This is a genomic window from Rhizobium sp. WSM1328 (genome assembly GCF_057653715.1).
Map to the genome: position 1 here is coordinate 681,823 of NZ_JBYGKO010000003.1, position 20,336 is coordinate 702,158.

The 20,336-nt window shown below is 58.9% G+C and carries 18 protein-coding genes; 1 reads left to right on the plus strand and 17 read right to left on the minus strand.

All coding sequences use genetic code 11. The features are described from left to right. Nucleotides 1-8: 8 nt before the first annotated feature. The 8 genes from AC2444_RS30915 to AC2444_RS30950 form a co-directional block, all read right to left on the minus strand. Nucleotides 9-227, minus strand: coding sequence for a helix-turn-helix domain-containing protein (locus AC2444_RS30915; protein WP_128449644.1), 219 nt, complete (start codon nt 225-227; stop codon nt 9-11). Between the two features lie 1,084 nt (nt 228-1,311). Beyond that, the gene (locus AC2444_RS30920) at nt 1,312-1,932 is read right to left on the minus strand and encodes a dual specificity protein phosphatase family protein (protein WP_017997265.1); all 621 of its coding nucleotides are present in this window, start codon (nt 1,930-1,932) and stop codon (nt 1,312-1,314) included. A 102-nt stretch (nt 1,933-2,034) separates the two neighbouring features. Then, nucleotides 2,035-2,919, minus strand: a complete 885-nt coding sequence (locus AC2444_RS30925) for an inositol monophosphatase family protein (protein ID WP_128407563.1) — start codon at nt 2,917-2,919, stop codon at nt 2,035-2,037. A gap of 56 nt (nt 2,920-2,975) precedes the next feature. Continuing rightward, the gene (locus AC2444_RS30930; RefSeq protein WP_128450447.1) at nt 2,976-4,097 is read right to left on the minus strand and encodes an ABC transporter substrate-binding protein; all 1,122 of its coding nucleotides are present in this window, start codon (nt 4,095-4,097) and stop codon (nt 2,976-2,978) included. 37 nt (nt 4,098-4,134) lie between these two features. Then, nucleotides 4,135-5,274: an ABC transporter substrate-binding protein gene (locus AC2444_RS30935; protein WP_128450446.1), complete on the minus strand. Its 1,140-nt coding sequence runs from the start codon at nt 5,272-5,274 to the stop codon at nt 4,135-4,137. A 23-nt stretch (nt 5,275-5,297) separates the two neighbouring features. Beyond that, the gene (locus AC2444_RS30940) at nt 5,298-6,425 is read right to left on the minus strand and encodes an ABC transporter substrate-binding protein (RefSeq protein ID WP_097624469.1); all 1,128 of its coding nucleotides are present in this window, start codon (nt 6,423-6,425) and stop codon (nt 5,298-5,300) included. Nucleotides 6,426-6,467: 42 nt separating this feature from the next. After that, on the minus strand, nt 6,468-7,601 hold the full coding sequence (locus AC2444_RS30945) for an ABC transporter ATP-binding protein (protein ID WP_128450445.1): 1,134 nt from the start codon (nt 7,599-7,601) through the stop codon (nt 6,468-6,470). Next, nucleotides 7,601-9,454 carry an ABC transporter permease gene (locus AC2444_RS30950; RefSeq protein ID WP_113548585.1) on the minus strand — a complete coding sequence of 618 codons (1,854 nt, stop codon included), beginning with the start codon at nt 9,452-9,454 and terminating at the stop codon, nt 7,601-7,603. Before AC2444_RS30950 ends, AC2444_RS30945 begins: the two co-directional genes overlap by 1 nt. Nucleotides 9,455-9,970: 516 nt before the next feature. Here AC2444_RS30950 and AC2444_RS30955 point away from each other — a divergent pair. Further along, the gene (locus AC2444_RS30955) at nt 9,971-10,954 is read left to right on the plus strand and encodes a LacI family DNA-binding transcriptional regulator (protein ID WP_097624466.1); all 984 of its coding nucleotides are present in this window, start codon (nt 9,971-9,973) and stop codon (nt 10,952-10,954) included. Here AC2444_RS30955 and AC2444_RS30960 read toward each other — a convergent pair. The 9 genes from AC2444_RS30960 to AC2444_RS31000 all read right to left on the minus strand — a co-directional run bounded on the left by AC2444_RS30960 (nt 10,951) and on the right by AC2444_RS31000 (nt 20,298). Beyond that, nucleotides 10,951-12,591, minus strand: a complete 1,641-nt coding sequence (locus tag AC2444_RS30960) for a Na/Pi cotransporter family protein (RefSeq protein WP_128407558.1) — start codon at nt 12,589-12,591, stop codon at nt 10,951-10,953. The genes AC2444_RS30955 and AC2444_RS30960 overlap by 4 nt on opposite strands. Nucleotides 12,592-12,704: 113 nt before the next feature. Further along, nucleotides 12,705-14,405, minus strand: coding sequence for a metallophosphoesterase family protein (locus AC2444_RS30965; RefSeq protein ID WP_128450444.1), 1,701 nt, complete (start codon nt 14,403-14,405; stop codon nt 12,705-12,707). Next, on the minus strand, nt 14,402-15,007 hold the full coding sequence (locus AC2444_RS30970; protein WP_128450443.1) for a dual specificity protein phosphatase family protein: 606 nt from the start codon (nt 15,005-15,007) through the stop codon (nt 14,402-14,404). Before AC2444_RS30970 ends, AC2444_RS30965 begins: the two co-directional genes overlap by 4 nt. A 60-nt stretch (nt 15,008-15,067) precedes the next feature. Continuing rightward, nucleotides 15,068-15,928, minus strand: a complete 861-nt coding sequence (locus AC2444_RS30975) for an inositol monophosphatase family protein (protein ID WP_017997276.1) — start codon at nt 15,926-15,928, stop codon at nt 15,068-15,070. Between the two features lie 191 nt (nt 15,929-16,119). Continuing rightward, entirely contained in the window at nt 16,120-16,668 is a 549-nt protein-coding gene (locus tag AC2444_RS30980; RefSeq protein ID WP_245274069.1) for a hypothetical protein, read from the minus strand. A 76-nt stretch (nt 16,669-16,744) separates the two neighbouring features. Further along, complete coding sequence (locus AC2444_RS30985) at nt 16,745-17,872, minus strand: gluconeogenesis factor YvcK family protein (protein WP_113548586.1); 1,128 nt, start codon at nt 17,870-17,872, stop codon at nt 16,745-16,747. Between the two features lie 88 nt (nt 17,873-17,960). Further along, nucleotides 17,961-18,542, minus strand: coding sequence for an NUDIX domain-containing protein (locus AC2444_RS30990; RefSeq protein ID WP_012759972.1), 582 nt, complete (start codon nt 18,540-18,542; stop codon nt 17,961-17,963). Between the two features lie 153 nt (nt 18,543-18,695). Next, on the minus strand, nt 18,696-19,223 hold the full coding sequence (locus AC2444_RS30995; protein ID WP_128450442.1) for an NUDIX hydrolase: 528 nt from the start codon (nt 19,221-19,223) through the stop codon (nt 18,696-18,698). A gap of 67 nt (nt 19,224-19,290) precedes the next feature. Beyond that, complete coding sequence (locus AC2444_RS31000) at nt 19,291-20,298, minus strand: LacI family DNA-binding transcriptional regulator (RefSeq protein WP_012759970.1); 1,008 nt, start codon at nt 20,296-20,298, stop codon at nt 19,291-19,293. Nucleotides 20,299-20,336 lie beyond the last annotated feature (38 nt).

Sequence of the window (20,336 nt, forward strand, 5' to 3'; positions counted from 1 at the left end):
CGCACGTCTCAAATCTTGTCTAAAACCCCTAGAGCGGCCGCGGTCCTTCGTATCCTTGACGCGTCGAAATCCGTGTCGTTCTCCAGAGCTGTCACTTCGGCCACAGTCAGACCAGTGGTTTCTGCAACGTCATCCAGCGAATAGCCGCGAGCCGCGCGAGCTTCCGCAAGCAAGCCGCCGACGGACAGAGCAACAAGGGATTTCACAATCTTCGAGGCCATGTTCATGTCGTTAAAACTCCTTTTGGCGGCCGAAAAACGTACAAAACAGTTTCATAGTTCCAACGCACTGCCCGGGTCCGGGCGATTTCCGCGGGCGCTCGTTCTATCAGCTTGCCAGGCGGAGTAAAGTCTGACGTGGCGAAGGGGCGAACAACCTTTACATGATGGTCGACGAGAGGCGCCATCGACCCACCTGCCTGCCACGGAGCGTCTTTTATCCTGCGGGAATTCGCGGCGAGAGACGCTCACATGACGCCGCAGGCGAGCAGATTAGGTCATCGATGTTCTCGCTCAACCAGCTATTAAGACGCAGAGCAACGAAATCGAGCGCATCCCTCTCAAACCCGGCCAGGATGCGGCCATCGGTTCCAAAGGATATGAAGGCAACGGGTAAATCTCGGGTTCGAAAGATCGCGAGGCGGCCGCGAAATTCTTGAACTTTTTCTTGAACCGGCGGTGAGTGAGCAGCATCCGGAGAATTCGCAGCGTCGCCGCCGCTCAGCTTGAAACTCCCATGGGGAAGACGGCCTTTGCTTGACGGATGCAAAATTAACCGCCTTGATCGGACCGAACCCTTGATCCGCGAATTGCCATCGAAGGTCTAGAAGAGATCTGCTCCGATGACCGCACCACATCAGTAGCGAAGTTAAGACTAATCCACCGGCTTGCTGTTGAACATTACGCGAAAAGCATGTCGACTGAGCGCGGCAAGCCGTCCGGATTAGAATAGCGCGGTAGGACCGGGGCGCGGGCTCTCTGCCCCGGGCCCAATCCCCCTGAGGTGTAGCCGATACATTGCCTTGAAATCCGCGAAGTTTGCAAACCCGGCGAGGCGGGCAACTCTGACTATAGTCGTCGGGGCAACCGAACATTCGGTGGCGATTGACTGTAATGTCCCGAAGGCAATCAACTCCGGTTTTTCGAGCGCGATACGAATGACGCGTTCCGACTGCCCGTTGAACACGACCACCCGTGCCGCGATCATGTTTTTCAGATCGCGCAAGTTCTTGGGTTGGCTGTTGGAAGTTTGACGTTTCGTTATCATATCGCTCGATACCGCATTGGAACCATTAGCCTTGCCAGACGAAGCCTATTTTGCGGCATCAATCGTCCGTATCCACCCAGCCGCCCGCCGTGCGGCTTCTGCGAGAACTGGCTTCGGCGCTTTATAATATTCATCGACAGGCAACTCTCGCTTTCGACGAACGAAATCGATCGCGTCGTCCAGTGTTGGAAACTCATTTGGCAACGTGAGATGCAGGAAGAGCGCTACGACTGCGACTGAACGAGAACGGCCACCACGACAATTGACGAGAACGCTGCCACGTTCGCGAAGCGGATAGGACGGTTTGTCAGGCAGGATCTGTTCAAGCGCTGCACGAAGGATATAGTGGGCGGCAACCATCTGGGTATCCGGATTTCCGGCGCCGTCTATGAGGCCCACCTTGTAATAGCGAATCTCCCCCGGCCCATAGACGCTGCCCTCATGATCCGAGACGATCTTGTCCTGCTGCACGAAATTGAAGTCGAGGTTGACGGCGCAGTTGACTACCGTCGTGATGCCGTTTCGGCGCAGAAGGCCGAGGTCGCTTGCCCCCTCCTTTCCCGATATGAAAATATCGACGCCGTAAAACGGGTGCGATTGATAGATGCGGCTCAGTTTGGGCAGGTGTCTCTCGGCCTGTCCAATCGCGGCTTCAGATTTCTGCATGTGTCGTCTCCACGGCAGCTACCCCTGAGGCAGGCGGCGTTCAAAAAGTGATGGTTGATGGCAGGCTGCGCATCGACTGATGCGTCGCCGCCGGTGATCCTGCTAGGCAGCCGCCCTGGCTGCCCTGTTTTCGCAGATGGACCGTGCCACCCGCTCCAATGTCGGGTAGTGCGCGCCCTCGCCTGTAGCGACGTAACCAGGACAAAGGAAATCGGCCGCCCCTACGGGAACCTTGCCGAGGGTCAACGGTTCGTATCGTCCGCCTGCATTCTTCAGGATCAGCGTGGCTGCGGCAACGTCCCACGCGTTGACGCCAAATCCGGCGGCAGCATCCACCCATCCGGCGGCGACATGCGCTATGCTGAGAGCGGCGCTTCCGGGACGACGCAACGTCGAAAAGGTCTCGACCAGTTCACCCATATTGGCGAGTGCGATCTCGCGACCGTCGAGCCGGAAATCCCGCGCCACCGGATAGCCGGTGATCAGCGTCGCATGCGCTTCCTCTGCAACCGCACGCGACCGCAGCGGACGATCGTTCAGATCGGCGCCCGCAAGATCTGCCGTGAACATCATTCCGGAAACTGGATCGAAGATCGCGCCGGCAACAACCTCCCCACCGATGACGGCGGCGATCGATACACACCAGAATGCCAGGCCACGGGCAAAGTTCGCCGTTCCGTCGATTGGATCGACATACCACTGAATACCCCCACTGCCCGTCTGTCCGCCCTCCTCTCCCATGATCGCCGAATTGGGCTCATGCTTGAGAATATAAGCCCGGATCGTCGCCTCGGCACGCTTATCGTGGATGGTGACGACATCGTGGAGATCGACCTTGTAGTCAACGTCTATATTGGATCGGAAGGCTTGCAGCAGAGGCTCGCGTACGGCTACCGCCGCGCCTTTGGCGATTTCCATCAACCTGCGGGATCGCTTAAGCGCGTCTTCATTGTCGGGGCTCGGGTTGACGCGAGTGGGGTTTTGCATCGGCATGTCCAGTCTGTCATATGGGAACAGGTTCCCGCGCTTCACGTCGGAATTGCTTACTTCGTGTAGTTTACACGCCAGAAATCCTGCCATTCCTCGCGCCGGTCGAAATCATCCAGACCGGTGGACGTGTCATAGGCCTGCAGCTTGTCGGCGACCTTCATCAGGCCGGAAGGCTCGTCGTCCGGCATCCTGACGTCGCTATTGGTCGGCAGTTTGCCGTCCTTCATCTGCGGCGCGATGCCCTCCTCGGTCAGGATATAATGGATGAAGAGCTTTGCCGTATTCGGGCTTTGCGACTTGGCGGCGATCAGGCCGAGTTTGATATAGTTCCAGCCGACCCAGGGATCGAGCGTGGTGCAGATGCCGAGCTTGTAACCCTTGTCTTCGTTGTCTCGGAATTTCGCAGAGCTCAACAGGCCGAAGAACGGTTCCTTCTGACCTGGTGCGCCCACGGCTTCCGATATCCGGTCGTCGCTATCTGTTGCCAGCGGGGCATTCTGAGCCAGGGCCCTGATCCAGGCGGCAGCAGCGCTCTTTTCATCAGTCTGCAGCTCCTTGCCGAAATGCGCCTTATAGGCGGCAGCAACCGCATCGCTGCCGTGGGCATCGAGTTGATTGAACCAGTCCGTGTAATTGCCCTTCGTCAGGGGGTCGATGATTGCAACCTTGCCTTTCCACTTCGGCTCCGTCAGCTCCCAGATGTTGGCCACGGGGCATTTGTCATAGGCCTCGGTGTTGTAGGCCCATACGTTTGCATTGCTCGAGATCGCCAGAGGATTCTGGAACTGCTTGGGGATCTTGGAGGCCATGTCCGCAGGGAGGTAGTTTTCGACGAACTTTTGCGGCAGCAACTGTGCCAACGCCGCCGGAGCATCGGTGATCAACACCACGTCGCCCTGAACGTTGTTGGATTGACTTTCTCGTATGATCATCTCGAGCTGGCTGTTGGCCGAAACCTTCATGCCCGTCGCCTTCAAACCGTATTTGGCGCTGAAGTTTTCGGCCATCTCAACGATCTTGCCGGTGCTGTCATAGACATTGATCGGCTTTTCGCCTTTGGCCGCATTGACCAAAGCTTTGATATCGGCCGTATCGCCAGCGACTGCCGGAACAGCAAAAACCGCTGTCGCCATGGCGGCGATCGCCGCGACTGAAATCTTGGCATTTCTATTCATCGTTCCCTCCCAGGAGATCGCCAAAGGCTGCTACGGCTTATTTCTTGTAGTTCATGCGCCAGAAGTCCTGCCACCCCTCGCGCTTGTCGAGATCCGCGGCTGCGGTGGACGCATCGAATGCCATGAGCTCATCGAGATGGGCGGCAATGCCCGACGGCTCATCGGACGGCAAGCTAATCGCCGAATTCCCGGAGATCTTTCCATCCACCGTCTGCGGGGCAATTCCCTCTTCGGTCATCAGATAACGGACAAAGAGCTTTGCCGCGTTGGGGCTCTTGGTCTGCGTGGCGATCAAACCGAAGCCAGGATAGAGGAAACCCGAAAAAGGCTGGACCCCGGTGCATAGGCCGAGTTTCAGGCCCTTGGCCTCATTGTCGCGATACTTCGCCGTCGATGTGATCACGAAGAAAGGGTCGGACTGGCCAGGCGCCCCGGCGGCATCGGCAACAGTGGTGGAGTCCGACAGAAGCGGTCCGTTCTGGGCAAACGCCTTGACCCAGGCCGCTGTCGCGCTCTGGCTGCTCGTGTCGAGCTTCTTGCCGTAGAGCGCTTCATAGGCCTTGGCGACATCCACGTCGTGATGCATCTCGATCTGGTTGAACCAATCCGCATAGAGCGGCTTGTCGAACAGATCGAGCATGGCGAGCTTGCCCTTCCATTGCGGCTCGGTCAGTTGCCAGATGTTGGTCACCGGGCATTTGTCGTATTTCTCGGTATTGTAGGTCCAGACATGCGCATCAGAGGCGACGACCAAGGGGTTGCGCAGCCTTTCTGGAATATCCTGTTGAAGATCCGGCGGCGCCCAGCTTGTCACCACGCCTTCCGGCAGAAGCTCGCCCACTGCCGCGGCGACGTCGGTTGCCACACTGACGTCGCCGACGACATTTCCTGACTGCCGCTCGCGGATCAACAATTCGACCTGCGTCGCCTCATTGACCTTCCTGCCGCTCGCCTGCACGCCATATTTCTTCGTGAAGGCCTGGGCGGTATCGACGATCTTGCCGGTGACTGCATAAACCGTGATGGGTGGTTCTTTTTTTGCAGCGTCTATCAGCGCGTTAAGATCGAACGTGTCTTCGGCATAGGCCGCGGCCGAAAGGGCGGACGCGAAGACGAGCACCGCAGTCCCGGCGAGCAAGCCTCGCCATGCCGATCTTGTCTGGTTCGAATGGGCCATGATATGCCTCCCTGGTCGGCTCGTTATTTCTGATAGTTCATCCGCCAGAAGTCCTGCCACGTTTCGCGGGCATCCCAGTCGTCAAGACTGGTCGCCATCTGGTATGGCAGCAACTGGTCTAGAGCCGCGCCGATCCCGGATGGCTCATCGGCGGGAAGGCTGACATCCTTGTTCGTCGACATCTTGCCGTCGATAGCCTGCGGTGCGATGCCCTCGGCGGTCATGACGTAGTGGATGAAAAGCCTAGCGGCATTCGGGCTGTCGGTACCCTTCGTGATCAGGCCTACGCCGGGATAAAGCCAGCCGAGCCATGGCTTGAGGTCCTTGCAAAGGCCGAGCTTCATGCCGCTATCGGCGTTATCGCGAAACTTGGCCGAGCTGATGAGCCCCATGAAGGGCTGAGACTGCCCGGGGGCGCCGACGGCGTCCGCAGCGGCGGCGTCGGCATCGGTCAGGAGCGGCGCATTGGCGGCCAGCGCCTTGACCCATGCTGCGGTCGCGCTTGCCTCATCCGTCTGAAGATCCTTGCCGTATCGCTCCTTGTAGGCCGCAGCAACCTTGTCGTCGCCATGTTTTGCCATCTGGTTGAACCAGTCGACATAGGACGCTTTTCCGAGCGGATCCTGCATCGCAACCTTGCCTTTCCATTTCGGCTCGGTCAGTTCCCAAATGTTGTCGACAGGGCATTTGTCGAACAGCGCCGTATTATAGGACCACACGTTCGCGCTCGTGACGACCGTCAGTGGATCCTGATATTCGGCAGGGATGTTCTTGGCCAGGTCCGGCGGCAGCCAGCTTTCGGCAAAGCCCTGCGGGATCAGCTGGGCCATGGCAGCCGGAGCGTCGCTGACGATCGACACGTCGCCCTGTATGTTGTTTGCGCGGGCCTCGCGGATGATCATCTCCAGCTGCGCCGACGCCTTGACCTTGGAGCCTTCTGCCGACAGGCCATATTTCGCGGCAAAATTCTTCGCCATTTCGACGATCTTGCCGGTGCTGTCATAGACCGTAATCGGCTTTTCCTTCTTGGCAGCCGCGATCAACGCATCAAGGTCGAACGACTCCTCGGCGCTTGCCGCACCTCCCAAAGCCATCGCAACGGCAGTCGCACACAACACGCGGCCCATGCCGCCGATCAGGTTTCTCTTCATTACTGCTCCTCCTTCAGTAAGCTATTCTTGGTTGCGCGGGTGTCAGTTGTAGACGCCGCTCCTCAGCAGCGTATCTGACTCCGTAATTCGCTCTCCGCGTGCATCGAAAACATGCAGGGCCTCAGGTGGTGCGTGGAAAAACACGCGCTCCCCGGCGTCGATACGCGGCAGCGCGTGGGTCGTGAGAAACAGCGTATGGTTGTCGCTCCGCAATTCGAGGATCCAACTGCCACCGGTCGGCAGGACGCCAGTGACGGTCATCTCGCCGAAAAAATCACCTTGCGGTATGTCCTCGAGCTTCAAGACATACCCGATCGCCTCCGGCCGGATGCCGACCGAGCCGATGCCGGAGAGTGCAGGATACCGCGCCGAGAAATAGGCTTCAGCCTTGTCGGCGATATCGGAGACACCCGGCTGTCCGAATGTCAGGATATTGATCGGCGGGCTGCCGACGAACTCCGCGACGAAACGATTGGCCGGCCGGTCATAGATGTCATTGGGCGTCCCCATCTGTTGGAGCGTGCCCTCGTTCATGACGGCGATCGTGGTCGCAAGCGTCATTGCCTCCCATTGGTCATGGGTCACGAAAACGATGGTCGTCTTGAACTCCTTGTGTAGCCGCTTGAGTTCGGCGCGCATCTCCAGCCGAAGCCGAGCGTCGAGATTGGACAGAGGCTCATCGAGAAGCAGCACGCCCGGATTGACCGCGAGCATGCGCGCAAGCGCAACGCGCTGCTGCTGGCCGCCGGAAAGCTGCGAGGGATAGCGATCGCGATATTTGGCGATGTCGAGCGCCTGCATGACCTTTTCCACGCGGGCCTCACGCTCGGCTTTCGGCAGTTTGCGCAGCCGCAGGCCGAAATCGGTATTCCGCTCGATCGTTAGATGCGGCCACAGCGCGTAGCTCTGAAAGACGAGACCCATCTCGCGCTTTTCGGGAGGAACGAAAACGCCCTCGGCAACGGAATCGATCAGTCTGTCTCCGACGCGAATTTCACCTCCAGACAGGTTCTCCAGCCCGGCGATCATCCTCAAGGTCGTCGTCTTGCCGCAGCCGGAGGGGCCGAGAAGGCACATGAACTCACCATCGCGAATTTCGAGATCGAGGTCCGAGACCGCGTTTGCTGCATTCACGCCGTAGTTTTTTTGCGCACCGCGCAGGTTGATCGTAGGCATCAGCTTCCAAGTCCTTCTGCAAGATTTGTGCGGGTGAGTTTCTGGGCCAGCAGCGTGCCGAAATAGGCAATGCCGGCGATGATCAGGACGACGGCATTGGCCGCCTGGGTGTAGTGATAATCGACAAGCCGGAGCGAATAGGTGGTCAGAACGTCGGTGCTCGGGACGGCGAGGATCACGAAGAGGCTGAGGCCCTTGATCCCGGAAATGAACGGAAGAAGCACGCCGGTCACCAGGGAGCCCTTCTGGATCGGGATCACGATCGAGATCATGCGCCGCAACCACCCTGCACCGGCGATCTGGGCGGCCTCTTCCGGATCCTTGCCGAGCTGCGTCATTGCGGAGATGCCAGCGCGGGAAGCGTAGGGCATCTGATCGGCGATAAGGGCAAGCACGAGGATGGTCACGGTCCCATAAAGCGCCGGCATCGGCCCGCGCGGAACGGCAAACAAGGAGAGATAGGCCGCGGCAAACGCGATACCCGGCACGAGATAAGGCAGGAACGTCACTTGACGGAGGTAGACCGACAGCGCGCGGACCGGTGTACGGATGACGACATACCCGACGAAGAGACCGAGAATACCCGAGGTCAGGGATGCTAGGCCGACGATCATCAATGTGTTTCCGGCCGCTGCCCAGAGATCCGGACTGAAGAGAATGCCCGTCTGCAGCGCGACCGTATCGAGATTGGTGCCGATCCAGTAGTCGAGCGTGAAGTTGTCGAGTGTGAACTGCGCCGGAATTTTCATGACGGTAGACAATGCGAGCGTCAGCAGCGGCAGTCCGACACCGAGAAGGAAGATCGCTGCGGCGAACCCCGTCGCCGGAAGCCGCATTTTACCCAGGCGGCTTTGGCGGTTCATAGACCCCTTCGAACCGATTGTGACGAAGCGGCGGGCCTCGCGCACCAACCGTGCGTCGATCATCAGCGTTATGATGCCGATCACCATGATCGAGGCTGCGACGACACCTGCCACGCCAGTCTGGCGCGAGGCGATACTACGAAACAGCGAGGTCGAAAGCACCTCGAACTTGACGGGCAGGCCAAGGACGTAGGGAACGCCGAACTCGCCCAGGCACTTGGCGAAGATCAAAACCATTGCCGACAGGAGAGCCGGCCGCATCAGAGGCAGAATGACCTGCAAGGCAACCTGGTAACGCTGGGCGCCCAGGATACGGGCGGAATCCTCAAGCTGGGAATCGAAGCGACGGAGCGCAGAACCAAAAAGGAGGATGACGAAGGGCGTATAGTGCAAGGCAAGAATGATTGTGATCGGAAAGCGACCATAGGCGACCCAATCCGGTGGCGTCATGCCCATTGCCTCGAACCAACCCGGCTGACCGCCGATCGTCCGGTTCTTAAACAGCGTCATCCATGCGAGCGCGAAGGTCCACGCAGGCAGCATGTACGGAACGATCAACGCGGTCGCAAACCAGCGTCGCCCGAACATGTCAGTCCGACTAATCAACCAGGCCAGGATGGTGCCGATCACCAGAGAAAGGGCTATGGCACCAAATGCAACGGTCAAGGTATTGACGAGGGGGTGCCAGAACAGGTCGGTCGCAACAGGAGAGAAGAATGTCCGATCGAGATAATAGAAGGTGAGGTCGCCGACCTGTTTGCCGAGCCGTCGCTCATTGCCAAACTGGACGCGTATGGCGTCCAGAACGATCGAGATGATCGGAACCACAATCAGGTAGGTGAACAGCAGGGCCGTCAAGACACCGATCAGCGTCGTTGGCTCGCGCAGCGCGACCTTGAACCGATAGCGCCACACCTGCCATCCGGATGGCTTTGCACCAACACCCGTGGCGGGCGCTTTTGCCTTCATCGTCTCGCTAAAAAGAGCCATCGTACCTCCCGTATCGTCATCTCCTTGCTCGCATGACGTCGTCCAAGCGAAGGCATGCACAGAAGGCTCCCGCGAACGGGATGCCCCTGCGCGCAAAAAGCGCGAGCAAGAATTCAATTTTCCACAGGCCTCTAAGGCCCGCGCACCGGCGAGCGAGCCGGCTCCTCCCGGCGCGCTCGTCAAAGGCATCCTCAACGGAATAAGCATTCCATTTATGCTCTTCTATAGAACGCATGATCCATTGAAACGTGCCCTTTGTCAACGAGAAAATGCACGCGCGGTCAATATGTTATCTAATTGTTTTCATTAAATATTTTTATCAATTTAAAATGTACTTTCGAACAGGTATGCATGGCGGCCAGCCGCGATATGGTGTGAGGTCTCATCCTGCGCAGCCGGCGATGCTGATTGGTCAGCTGCCGCTAAGCGTGACTGGCAGGCGATTGAAAATATTCGATTGGAAAAACCGGGACTTTATGGCCACTGATAAAGACCCTGGTTCGAGTGGAAATATTGATGGCACAAACATTTGTGACGGCAGAAGAAGTGGCGAAGCGCGCGGGAGTTTCGCGCTCGGCCGTGTCGCGCACTTTCAATGGCGGAAGTGTATCGAAATCGGTGCGACGCAAGGTCCTCAAAGCCGCCGGTGAACTCGGCTATCGCGTCAACCGTCTGGCTCAGGGTCTGATGAGCGAGCGCTCCAATCTCATCGGTGTGGTTGGCGCCAATCTCAGTTCGCCATTCATTTCCAGGCAGCTTGATCTTCTCAGCATCGGTCTGTTGCGGCGGGGCCTGCAATGCCTGCTCCTCAACGCAGCAGATGCACGCAAGGATATTGCACCCCTCATCGAACTTCTGTTCGAGTTCCGGGCTCAAGCAATCATCGTTCTTTCGGGGGAGCCTCCAACCTCGATCATCGACGAGTGCATCGCCAACGGTGTTCGCCTCATCCTGATCAACCAGCGCCTCGACAGAACCGATACGAGCATGGTGTTAAGCGACGATTCCCACGGTGCCGAGCTCGCCGCCATGCGACTTGTCAAAGCCGATTGCAAAAAGGTCGTCGTCGTCTCGAGCAGCAGCCAGACCCCGTCACAAGTTCGTCGGGCGAACGCTTTCAGCCAGCGCATGGGGATAGAAGGCATAGAGGTCGTGGCTTGGTCGGGTGGTCCGACGTCCTATGACAGCGGTTATAAGGCCGCCTGCGAACTGCTTTCGGACAAGACTATTGATGGCGCATTCTGCGTCACCGACCTCATGGCTCTCGGATTTCTGGATGCAGCCCGCCTGGAAATGGGCCGCCGCGTGCCTGAAGATCTGTCGGTCGTCGGTTTCGATGACATACCTCAGGCGAGCTGGAAGAGCTACCAGTTGACCACGGTTGCCCAACCGCTTGACGACCTGACAGACAAAGTTCTGACGGCGCTCGACAGCGACGAGACAGAGACCCGGCTTCAAGTCGTGTCGGTGTTCATGGTGGAGAGGACAACAGCCCGCTAGTTGGCCTGGCGGATTCGGCTTTCAATCAAAAGACCGCTTTGATTGAGGATCGGATGGGCGACGGCCGCGATATGGGCATGAATGCGTTTCAGGTCGCGCAGAATATCGAGGTGCAGCGAGCTCGTCTGAATGCTTTCGGGCCGCTCTTCGCGCAGGCGCTGCAGGTGCCGTTGGGCCGATTGCTTTTCGAGCCGGCGCACGTCTTCCTTGATTTCGACGAGCCGGCGCGCCAGCGTGGCGTTCTGTGTTGCAAAAACCGTCTGTGCCATCCTTAGGCTGTCGAACGTAACAGCGAACAGGCCGGAGATTTCTTCTTTCCCATCCGGCGAAAATTGCAGGCCACGTTCGATTTTCTTGGCAATTTCCGGGAGTATCCCTTTTTCGATAATGTCGCCGATGTGTTCCAGATTGATGGCATATTCAACGATGCCCATGGAGCGACGATGTTCTTCTGCGCTCAAGCCATCATGACCAAGCTTGGATATATAGACCTTGATCGCGTGTTGAATCCGATCGACCCGGCCTTCCAGCATTGCGATTCCGGCAAGAGTGGAGGAATCGTTTCGGTTTATCGCCTCAGCCGCCTGCGACAGCATTTGTTCGACTAGATCGCCGACCACCATGACCTCGCGGCTTGCCCCGGCGAGAGCGGAGAGCGGACGTGCGAGATCATTGCTGTCCAGATAGCTGTTCTCAAGATTTTTCTCTTCCTCCGGCAGGAGGCGAGACATCAGTGACAGGACGTATGGCGACAAAGGCCAGGCAACGAGAGCGACGAGCACATTGAAGGCGAGATGTGCGTCGACTGCGAAATTCTGATGCGGCAGCGGCGACAGTTCCAGAAGGTCTGCGCCATAGCCTGCAAGGGGAAGGGCGATGCAAACGCCGATCGCCCGTACGATGAGGTTCCCGAGTGTAACCCTTCGGGCGCTCGTCGGCGCCCGAAGGGTGGCAAGAACGGGCGGAACCGCGCCTCCGAGATTGGCGCCAAGGACGAGCACGATCACTAGCCCCGTGTCGATGCCACCACCGGCGGCGAGTGAAAGAATAAGAACGACAATCGCAAGGCTGGAAGATGCCAGGATCGCCAGAACGGCCGAAAAGATCAAGGCAACCGGCCACGCGTTTCCGAGCATAGTTATGAACAGGCTGAGCGCCGGCGATTGTCGGATGGGATCGGTCGCTCCCGAGAGCAGATGCAAAGACAGCAGCATGAGGCCGATCCCCACCAGTGCCGTACCCGTGCCTTGGCGGGCTGTGGAGCGGCCCCGTAACAGGATGGCGCCGGCAAGGATTAACAATGGCGAGAGCCAGCCGAGGCCGAGGGCGACGATCCAAGCGGTCGCAGCGGTGCCGACGTTCGCTCCGAGGAGCACGATCTGTGCCATGGCCGGCACGATCAGGTCTTTCTCGACGAAGGAGGCAACCATCAAGGCGGTGGCCGTAGAACTTTGCAGAGCAACAGTGGCAATGAAGCCAGCGCAAAGGGATCTGGTGCCGCTTCTGGTACTCCTGGCAAGGCCCGCACGAAGTTTCGTACCGAAGGCGCGCGTCATGCCGCCCTTGACCTGGGCTAGACCAAACAGAAGCAGAGCGACCGCGCCGAAAAGATTGATGCTGACGATAGCCGATTCCATATCACACCTGCTGCATTCTGCCGGCTTCGCGTTCCGGCATTCATGGCGACCAAACGCGTCGTCAGACCCCTATTTTATTCCAACTCACATTATCGTCGTTCGATGTCGCGCTGCTATGCCGGGACATCCTGCTGAACCCTTTCGAGCGGGACAACGATGTTAGGTCTGCCCTTTGCCGCGCGGTCCAGGAATAGGCCAAGTGCTCCGAGGAAAACGCCAAGAAAGCTAGGAAGCGATCCATCATAGGCGTCGGGCGCGCGACCGAACTGATTTGTCAGCGACCGGTAGAGTGCCAGTCGTTCGGGTTCTATATGCTCGATTGACAGATGCCCGCCTTGTCTCAGGCAATACCAGTCGGCGATCAGATCGATCATCGGAAGATCTTCTGCCTGGGCCGAACTCGACAGTTCGAGACAGTCACTTTCCCCTGCGGCGCCCCCTGCTACGCATTGTGCTGCCTGCGCGACATTCATCTCCAGGATCGCTGCCGCGAACGCGCCTGGCCATTCCTTCGGCAGGTAACGATGGACGACCAGCGCCCGCTTGTGGGCCTGGAGAAAGGCGCCGTAGCTGTCAGCAGACAGCGCATCGGCGCCGCGCTCATGGCGACCGTTGGTTTCAAGCCGATAGCCTGAGAGGAGATCACGGTCGACAGCGATTGCCGAAAGCCCGACCGTATCGACGGCCAAATGGTGTCGAGTTGGTCGTATGACCTTGAATGCTGGGGGGAATGCGACGAGCGACGGGACAGCAATATTGGTCACATGGCTGCTATCGTAACCTCGCGTGGTGACGCCTTCAACGTGCAGATGGCCGCTGAAGTGGACCTGCAAGCCTGCCGAAAGGATCGCCTCTTCGACTTCCCGCCGGGGCGTGCGGCGCACGACGTTGGTCTCACCGAAGAGCGTTTTTTCCGCATCGGAAGCGCCGTCGAAGGGATCGAGCGCCGGATAGTGAGAAAAGGCGAGCACGGTCTTGTCGAGAAGACGTGCCCGGCGCGTAACGTCGCTGACCCATGAAAAGATGAAAGGCTTAGCACGCAGCATGGCATTCCAGCCGCCGGCGGTGCTGTCGGTGAAGGCTGCCTCCTCACCATCGGCGAAGGCTCCATCGAGGGGCTCGAACACATTTGCGTCGATCATCAGCAGCCAGAGGCCAGGCTCTGGTTCGACGAGATAGGATGCGTCCATGAGCCGATAGCGATTGACGCCGTCCGGCGACGTCACCTCGTAGACCCTATCCTCCTGAGCATCTGATAATCCAAAAGGGCTTTCCCAATGGATGTATTCCGGCCGGCGGAAATAGCCGAAATTCGCCATCGCGCGAAGCCCATCCGGATATCCTTCGCAATACATCCTGTCGCTGAAGACAGCACCCTCGCGTGCAAGTCCGGCATCGCTCGAGACGAGGATCGCCTGACCACCTTCCGTCAGGAACTGCTTGGTGTGATGACGGCCGCGCGGGCCGAATATGTCGTGATTTCCCGGCAGCGCATAGAAGGCCGTTCCATGCTCCCGGCTGTGCTGTTGCAAAATGTCGGCGAGCTTTTCCGTCGTTGCCCGCTGGCCATCGTCACTGTAGTCGCCAAGCAGCACGACATGTCGGATGCCACGTTTCTGTACGTGTTCAAGCGCCGCAAGGAGTGCGCCGGCACTCTCGTTGAAGACTCGCGTTGACTGGCGTGTGTCCGACCAACTGCGCATCGTCATGGCGCGACCGCCGATCCCGACACCGGAAAAGCCGAAATCGGCATCGACGTCGTGAAAATGTGCATCCGCGATGACGGCAATCTCGGGATAGGATCGGGGCATCATGAATTGCGTTGCCTGCGTTCTTCGATCATGTCGATCCACTCCGACGCCCGCTGGGCTGCTCCGTAGAGCATCGGCTTTGGCGTTTCGAACCACTCGTCGGGACGCAGCTCGCGCCGCTCGCGGATGACGGCGAGGGCGTCATCCAGGCTTGGATAGAGATGCGGCTGCTGCTTGTGCAGAAAAAGCGCAACCAGCGAAACAGAGCGGCTGCGCCCGCTTCGACAATTGACGAGCACATTGCCGCCGTCGGGAAAGGGGTAGGTCTCCCGCTTCGGCATGGTCTGGCGCAGAGCGCCGTCGAGAATGTAATAGGCGCCGAGCATCATCGTATCAGGGCTGCCCTCCCCGTCGATGAGGCCAATTTTGTAGTAGCGAATATCTCCGTAGCCTGACGCCCGCAGGTCAGCCGTTCCCTGGTCTGCCTGCACGTAGTTGATATCGAGATTGACGGCGCAGTTCACCACAGTCGTGATCTGGTGCTGGCGCAGGAGACCAATGTCGCTTGCACCGGTGCTCCCGCCAATGAAAAGAGCCGCCCCGAAAGGGCCTAGCCCTTCCGCGATCAGGCTGATCGCCGGGCGAGCGTAAACGGGTCCGTCCATGTCAAGTCCTCCTTCGCGCCGCGTGCGCCTGTCGCCGCTACCGGCGGATTGAGCTTGTTCTCAAGCTCCTGCGAGAGCCCCGGGGCCACCCAAGTGTGCTTTCTCAGGCGAATTGCCTGCCGTCGAAAGCGGGATTTTGGCGACCTTGCTGATCCCTGCGGCAATGGCTGGAGCGGCGGCAAGGACGGGACCACCCTTTTCCAGGCTGCCGATATCGAGGAAGGGGCAGACATCGCCCCCCGCCTCGCTGACGAGGAGAAGGCCGGCCAGGCAGTCCCAGGAATTCATGTGCAGTTCGACATATCCGTCGGAGCGGCCGTCGGCCACATAGGCCAGAGCCAATGCACCCGAGCCCGCCCTTCGGACGTTTGTGCCGAGATCAAGCAATCCTTTCACGACCTCGAGGTAGGTCTCGTTCGCAACGCGCGTCGACCACCCCATTTCGATGGTAGTGGCATCGTAACGGTGTGTCGCAGCGACCCGAATCGTCTTGCCGTTCAAACTGGCGCCGCGGCCGCGTTCTGCGAAATACAACTCATCGAGCGCGGGGTTATAGATGGCGCCAAATTCCGTCACACCCTTTTCTACGTAGGCGATCGAGATGCAGAAATGCGGAATACCGCGCGCGAAATTGGCTGTACCGTCGACCGGGTCGACGACCCAAACGCGCTCACCGATTGCGCCGCCGCCTTCTTCTCCAAAGAAGCTGTCGCCCGGAAAGCGAGCCAGGATGCTGTCGCGGATCAAGGCCTCGGACGCGGCATCCGTTTCCGTCAGGTAATCTTGTGGCCCCTTCATCGACAGACCGGTTGCCACTCCGGCATGAAAGCCTTTGAGAACCAGATCCCCGGCAGTGCGGATGACGGCGCGGCAATAATCCGCGCGGGTTTCGGCCAAGGCTGCATCGGATACTGAATGCATATGATTCCCCTCAGGTGTTTTGCACGCGCGCTCATATTTGCACGCGCGTGCAATCGGGTCAAGTCCTGCGATCGCTGGTGATCACTCGGTTCTGTTCGTCCGTTTTCCTTGATGGTTGCAAGCGCGCCCGACCATCTGCCGGCCTCTGGAATGTTGAAGCCCAATCGATGTCGCCCCTCTTCCACAGCGGCTTAGGATCGCTCGTCTTTCTGGGGATGAAAATAGCTCTGCCACCGCTTCGGCGCCTCGGAAAACAGCCCAAATGCCTGAATGACCATGCCCGCCGGGAGATCGATGTTTCTGGCAACCCCGCTGCCTTTCAGGACTGCTCCTCGCTTGTCCGGATCACGCTCGCGAAAGGAGCCGCCGCCGCCAAGCTGGCAATTCTGGATGCGGATCGGACCAAGAACCTGCGCGCCGTTGCCAAGCGTTGCGCTCTGGGTAATCGAACCGCCGCCATTCAACCGGACATCGTTTCCGACATCGATTTTGTCACTCTGTGCGCCAACCACAAGGGTAAAGCCCCCCTCCCGACCGAGATCGCCGTTTGCGCCTATGGCAATCGAACCGGCCCCGGCCTCGATCCGCACGCCGCTGTGAAGCACGGTCGACGCGCCAATGCTGACCGATCCCTCCGGGCCGACCTCGATTGTCACATTAGGCCAGAGGAAGACGCCAGACCCCAGGCTGGCGCGAGAGGAAATCAAGGTCGAAAACGGATCGATGACCGTGACGCCCAAATCTGCAAGCTGCAGCGTTTGCGCAATGGTCAGGAAACCCTTGAGGCGCCTGACCTCGTCGACCCTACTTATTATCTCATGCATCTGAAGCGTCTCCGGATGCGATTTTCAGCAAGGCTGCAGCGGTTGCATCACCGTCATGCTGACCGCGGCTCCAGGCATCTTCGAATTCGCCCTTGATGATGTGACGCCCGTTCTTTTCCTGCGGTTTCTCTCTGAGATAGGGAAACGTTCCGACCGTCTTCTCGAAGGGAAACAGCATCCTGTTTGCGAGAACGAAGGTGAACAGATTCGAGGTTCCGCCGCCCTTGCGCGCATGCAGATCCGCGGCCGCCAGGACGTCTTCGAGCGTTAGTCCCATGGTCTCCCGGCATTGCAGGATGTTGCCGATGAAGACTTTCGGGCAGTTGGCCTTCTCGATAGCTGAAACGAGGCCCGTCACCAGAAGATGAGGAAGGATACTTGTGTAGAGACTGCCCGGACCGATGGCAATCAGGTCCGCCCGGCCAACGGCGTCCAGCACAGCCGAGTTGGCAACCGGCGGGGCCTGATCGGCGCCAGCCAGCTCGACCTCTGCGATCCCAACCTTTGCATCCCCTGCCCCCATCGATGTGATGACGTCCTGCGGCGCAAGCCTCCGACCGTCCCTCAGAGTTGCGGAGAGAACCAAGTCGTTGTCACAGGACGAAGGCCATACGTTTCCGACGATGCCGCACAGCTTTCTGAACACGAAGATCGCCGTGTTGACGTCTCCATTATGCGCCACGCAGGCGCCCGTCAGAATGAAGTTCCCGACGCTGCCGTGCCTGAAGTCGAAATCTCGACCAACAGAAGTGGCGAATGTGTTCAGATAATTCAGGATTGCACCGCGCAGGCCCGGCTCCATTCTCTCGAGCAACGGATGACGGCCTTCGGCGTAGAAGAGGAATTCCTTGCGGGCATCGTCAAAGCCAAGATTGGCCGATACCCGGGCGTTGCAGATCTTGACGACGTCACCGGCGCAGCCTTCTCCATGTGCCATCGTCATCAGAGCCTGGCGGATGTCTCCCACTGAGAGGATGGAGAGCCGCTCGCGAATAACTTTCGAGCTGCCGCCGCTATCCCAAGCAGGCACGACGCGGGTGACATCGGCTCCACGTTGGCACAGCGCCACATTGATCGATCGACAGGCGCTGCCGCCCGAGAATAATACAATCCGTTTCATACCCGCTCGCGATCTTTAGAAGCACATGCATAGCCTGCGCGGATTACGTGCAAAAGTTCTCCCCTCGTCACATATCGTGACGAGGCTGTCACAGAAGCTTCCGCAGCCTGGCAAGCCCGAAAGCGGCAATCGTGCCCGCATCCTGGAGATCGCCGTCGAGGATCATCCGTTGCAGCTCATCAACCGAAACGGTGGCGCGAACGAGGTCCTGTTCTTCATGCTCGAGCTTGTTATCCCCTGGCGTGAGATCCGTCGCGAAGAAGACATGGCATCTCTGGGTCACCGTTCCATAAAGTGGGTAGATAGTGCCGATCCTGATCAATGAGCCCGCAATCAACCCGGTTTCCTCCTGCAATTCGCCGCGGGCGAGTTCGCCGGGATCGGCGTCCGGTTTCTCCTCCCAGCTTCCCTGAGGAAATTCCCATTGGCGCGACTTGATCGGATATCGGAATTGTTGAACGAGGTGAACGAGACCCCGGTCGAAGGGCAGGATCATCACGAAGTCGGGTTTGTCGACATAGCCGTAGAGCCCGGGCGACCCGTCACGGCGCAGGATCTTGTCCTCGCGGACCGTCATCCACCGGTTGGCATAGACCTCCCGCGAATCGACTGTGATGATGTCCGGTCCCGCGCCTTGCTCTGACGTTTTCATGATTGAAGATGGATCCATGGCCGTATCGGTTCCTGTTCATGGCTGGATATGCCGGGCCAAATATATGAAGCCAAGCTCTATCTGTTTCGAAAGACTGTTTGAATGTCGGCGCCTGCTTCGTGCTGGGAAAATGGATGTCTGAACAGTCAGAAGGCCCGAGGACGGCCCTCACTACCTATTTTTTATCTTTACTCTCGGTCGATGTGGTCGAAACGACACGAGGAGCGATTTGAGTTCAAGTTCACGCACGCGCCGGGCTGCCTCATCGGGAGAGACCCAGACGAGAACCCGCTCGCCACGCTCCTTGAAGTCGTCCGTCAGGCGTTCGACCTCGATCTGAAACAGGTCGACCATGCATGGCGAAACCACGTCAGGACCAAGTTGCTTGAGATAGGTGTATCGGCCAATCGGCTTCTTGCGCACGCTCCCTTGAACACCAGCTTCCTCCCAGGCTTCAGTGGCAGCCGTTTCGAATGGCTTCTTTCTCCTCATCGGCCAGCCCTTGGGGATGACCCATCGACGACTTTGACGCGACGTGACCAACAGGATCTCGACCTTGTCCTCGTCGCCGAGATAGCGAAAGCAGACCGCGCCATATTGCTGCAGAAAGGCTCCCTTGAACAAGGTCTCGGGCACGAGCGCAAGTTGGTGCAGCAAACCCGCGGCTTTGTTTTTCTGGCGTTTATCGTCGTTCTTCATGTGTTTCCCGAGGACGGATATGAAGCCTTTCCAGGTTACTCGCGCGAGGGTTTGACGGGGGAATATGTCACCCGCCGCGGATCGAGCCGCGCCAGACCAGTTCGGCATGAAGTTTCAGAGACCTAACCTCACCGGCATCTTCCGGAAGGGTAGGAGCAGCTAGAAACGCGACCGCTTCGCGCGCCACCATCTCAACCGGCTGTGCGAAGGTCGTCAGATCGTAGGAAGACCACGACGCCTGCTCGATATCGTCGAAACCTGCAATGCAAAGCTGGTCAGGAACAGAGATCTTGAACTGATGGCGCGCGGCATCCATGACGCCGCAGGCGAGCAGATCGTTGGCGCAGAAGATCGCGTCGGGCCGATTCGTGCGCGTCAGCAGCCTCTGGGCAACCACCTTTCCAGCCTCGTAGCCAGTCGAGCCATGACGCTCGACCGCAACCTCGATGCCGAGGGCCGCAGCCGCCGCAACGAAACCGCGCTCGCGCGCCATCAGGCTCGGTGTTCCGACCTCGGAATTGGCGAATGCCAGTTGTTGGCAGCCTGCACGCATGAAGGCGGTGAGGATGCGGCTAGCGGCCTCCTGGTCGTCGATGTTGATGCGCAGCGGCCCCGGCTGGTCGTCATCACGGTTGATGAGGACAAGGCGTTGACCATTCCTCAGGCAGAGCTGTGTGATCGACTTGTCCGGCAGTCCGGATAGGATGATCGACGCATCGGCCCGGTAGTGAATTGCCTGGCGCAGCGCCCGATCCACACTGCCGTCGGAACGGTCGGTGTTAATGAGCATGGCAATCTTTCCACTATTCTGAAGCTGCTGCGTGATCGCCCGGATCAGAGATGAGCGAAAGGGCGTTCCGAGTTCCGACACGATAAGACAAACGATGCCGCTTTCATTCGTCATCAGCCCCCGGGCCAGATGATTGACGTGGTAGCCAAGCGCCTCGGCCGCATCCATCACGCGTCTGCGCGTCTTCGCCGATACACTGGCACCCGGGGTAAAGGCACGCGATACCGCCGAGCGCGAAACGCCCGCTTTCTCAGCAACCTCCTGCGCGCTGACAAAATCCTTCATGACCACCGGCAACTCCCTTTGCCCGGACTGTGCACAAA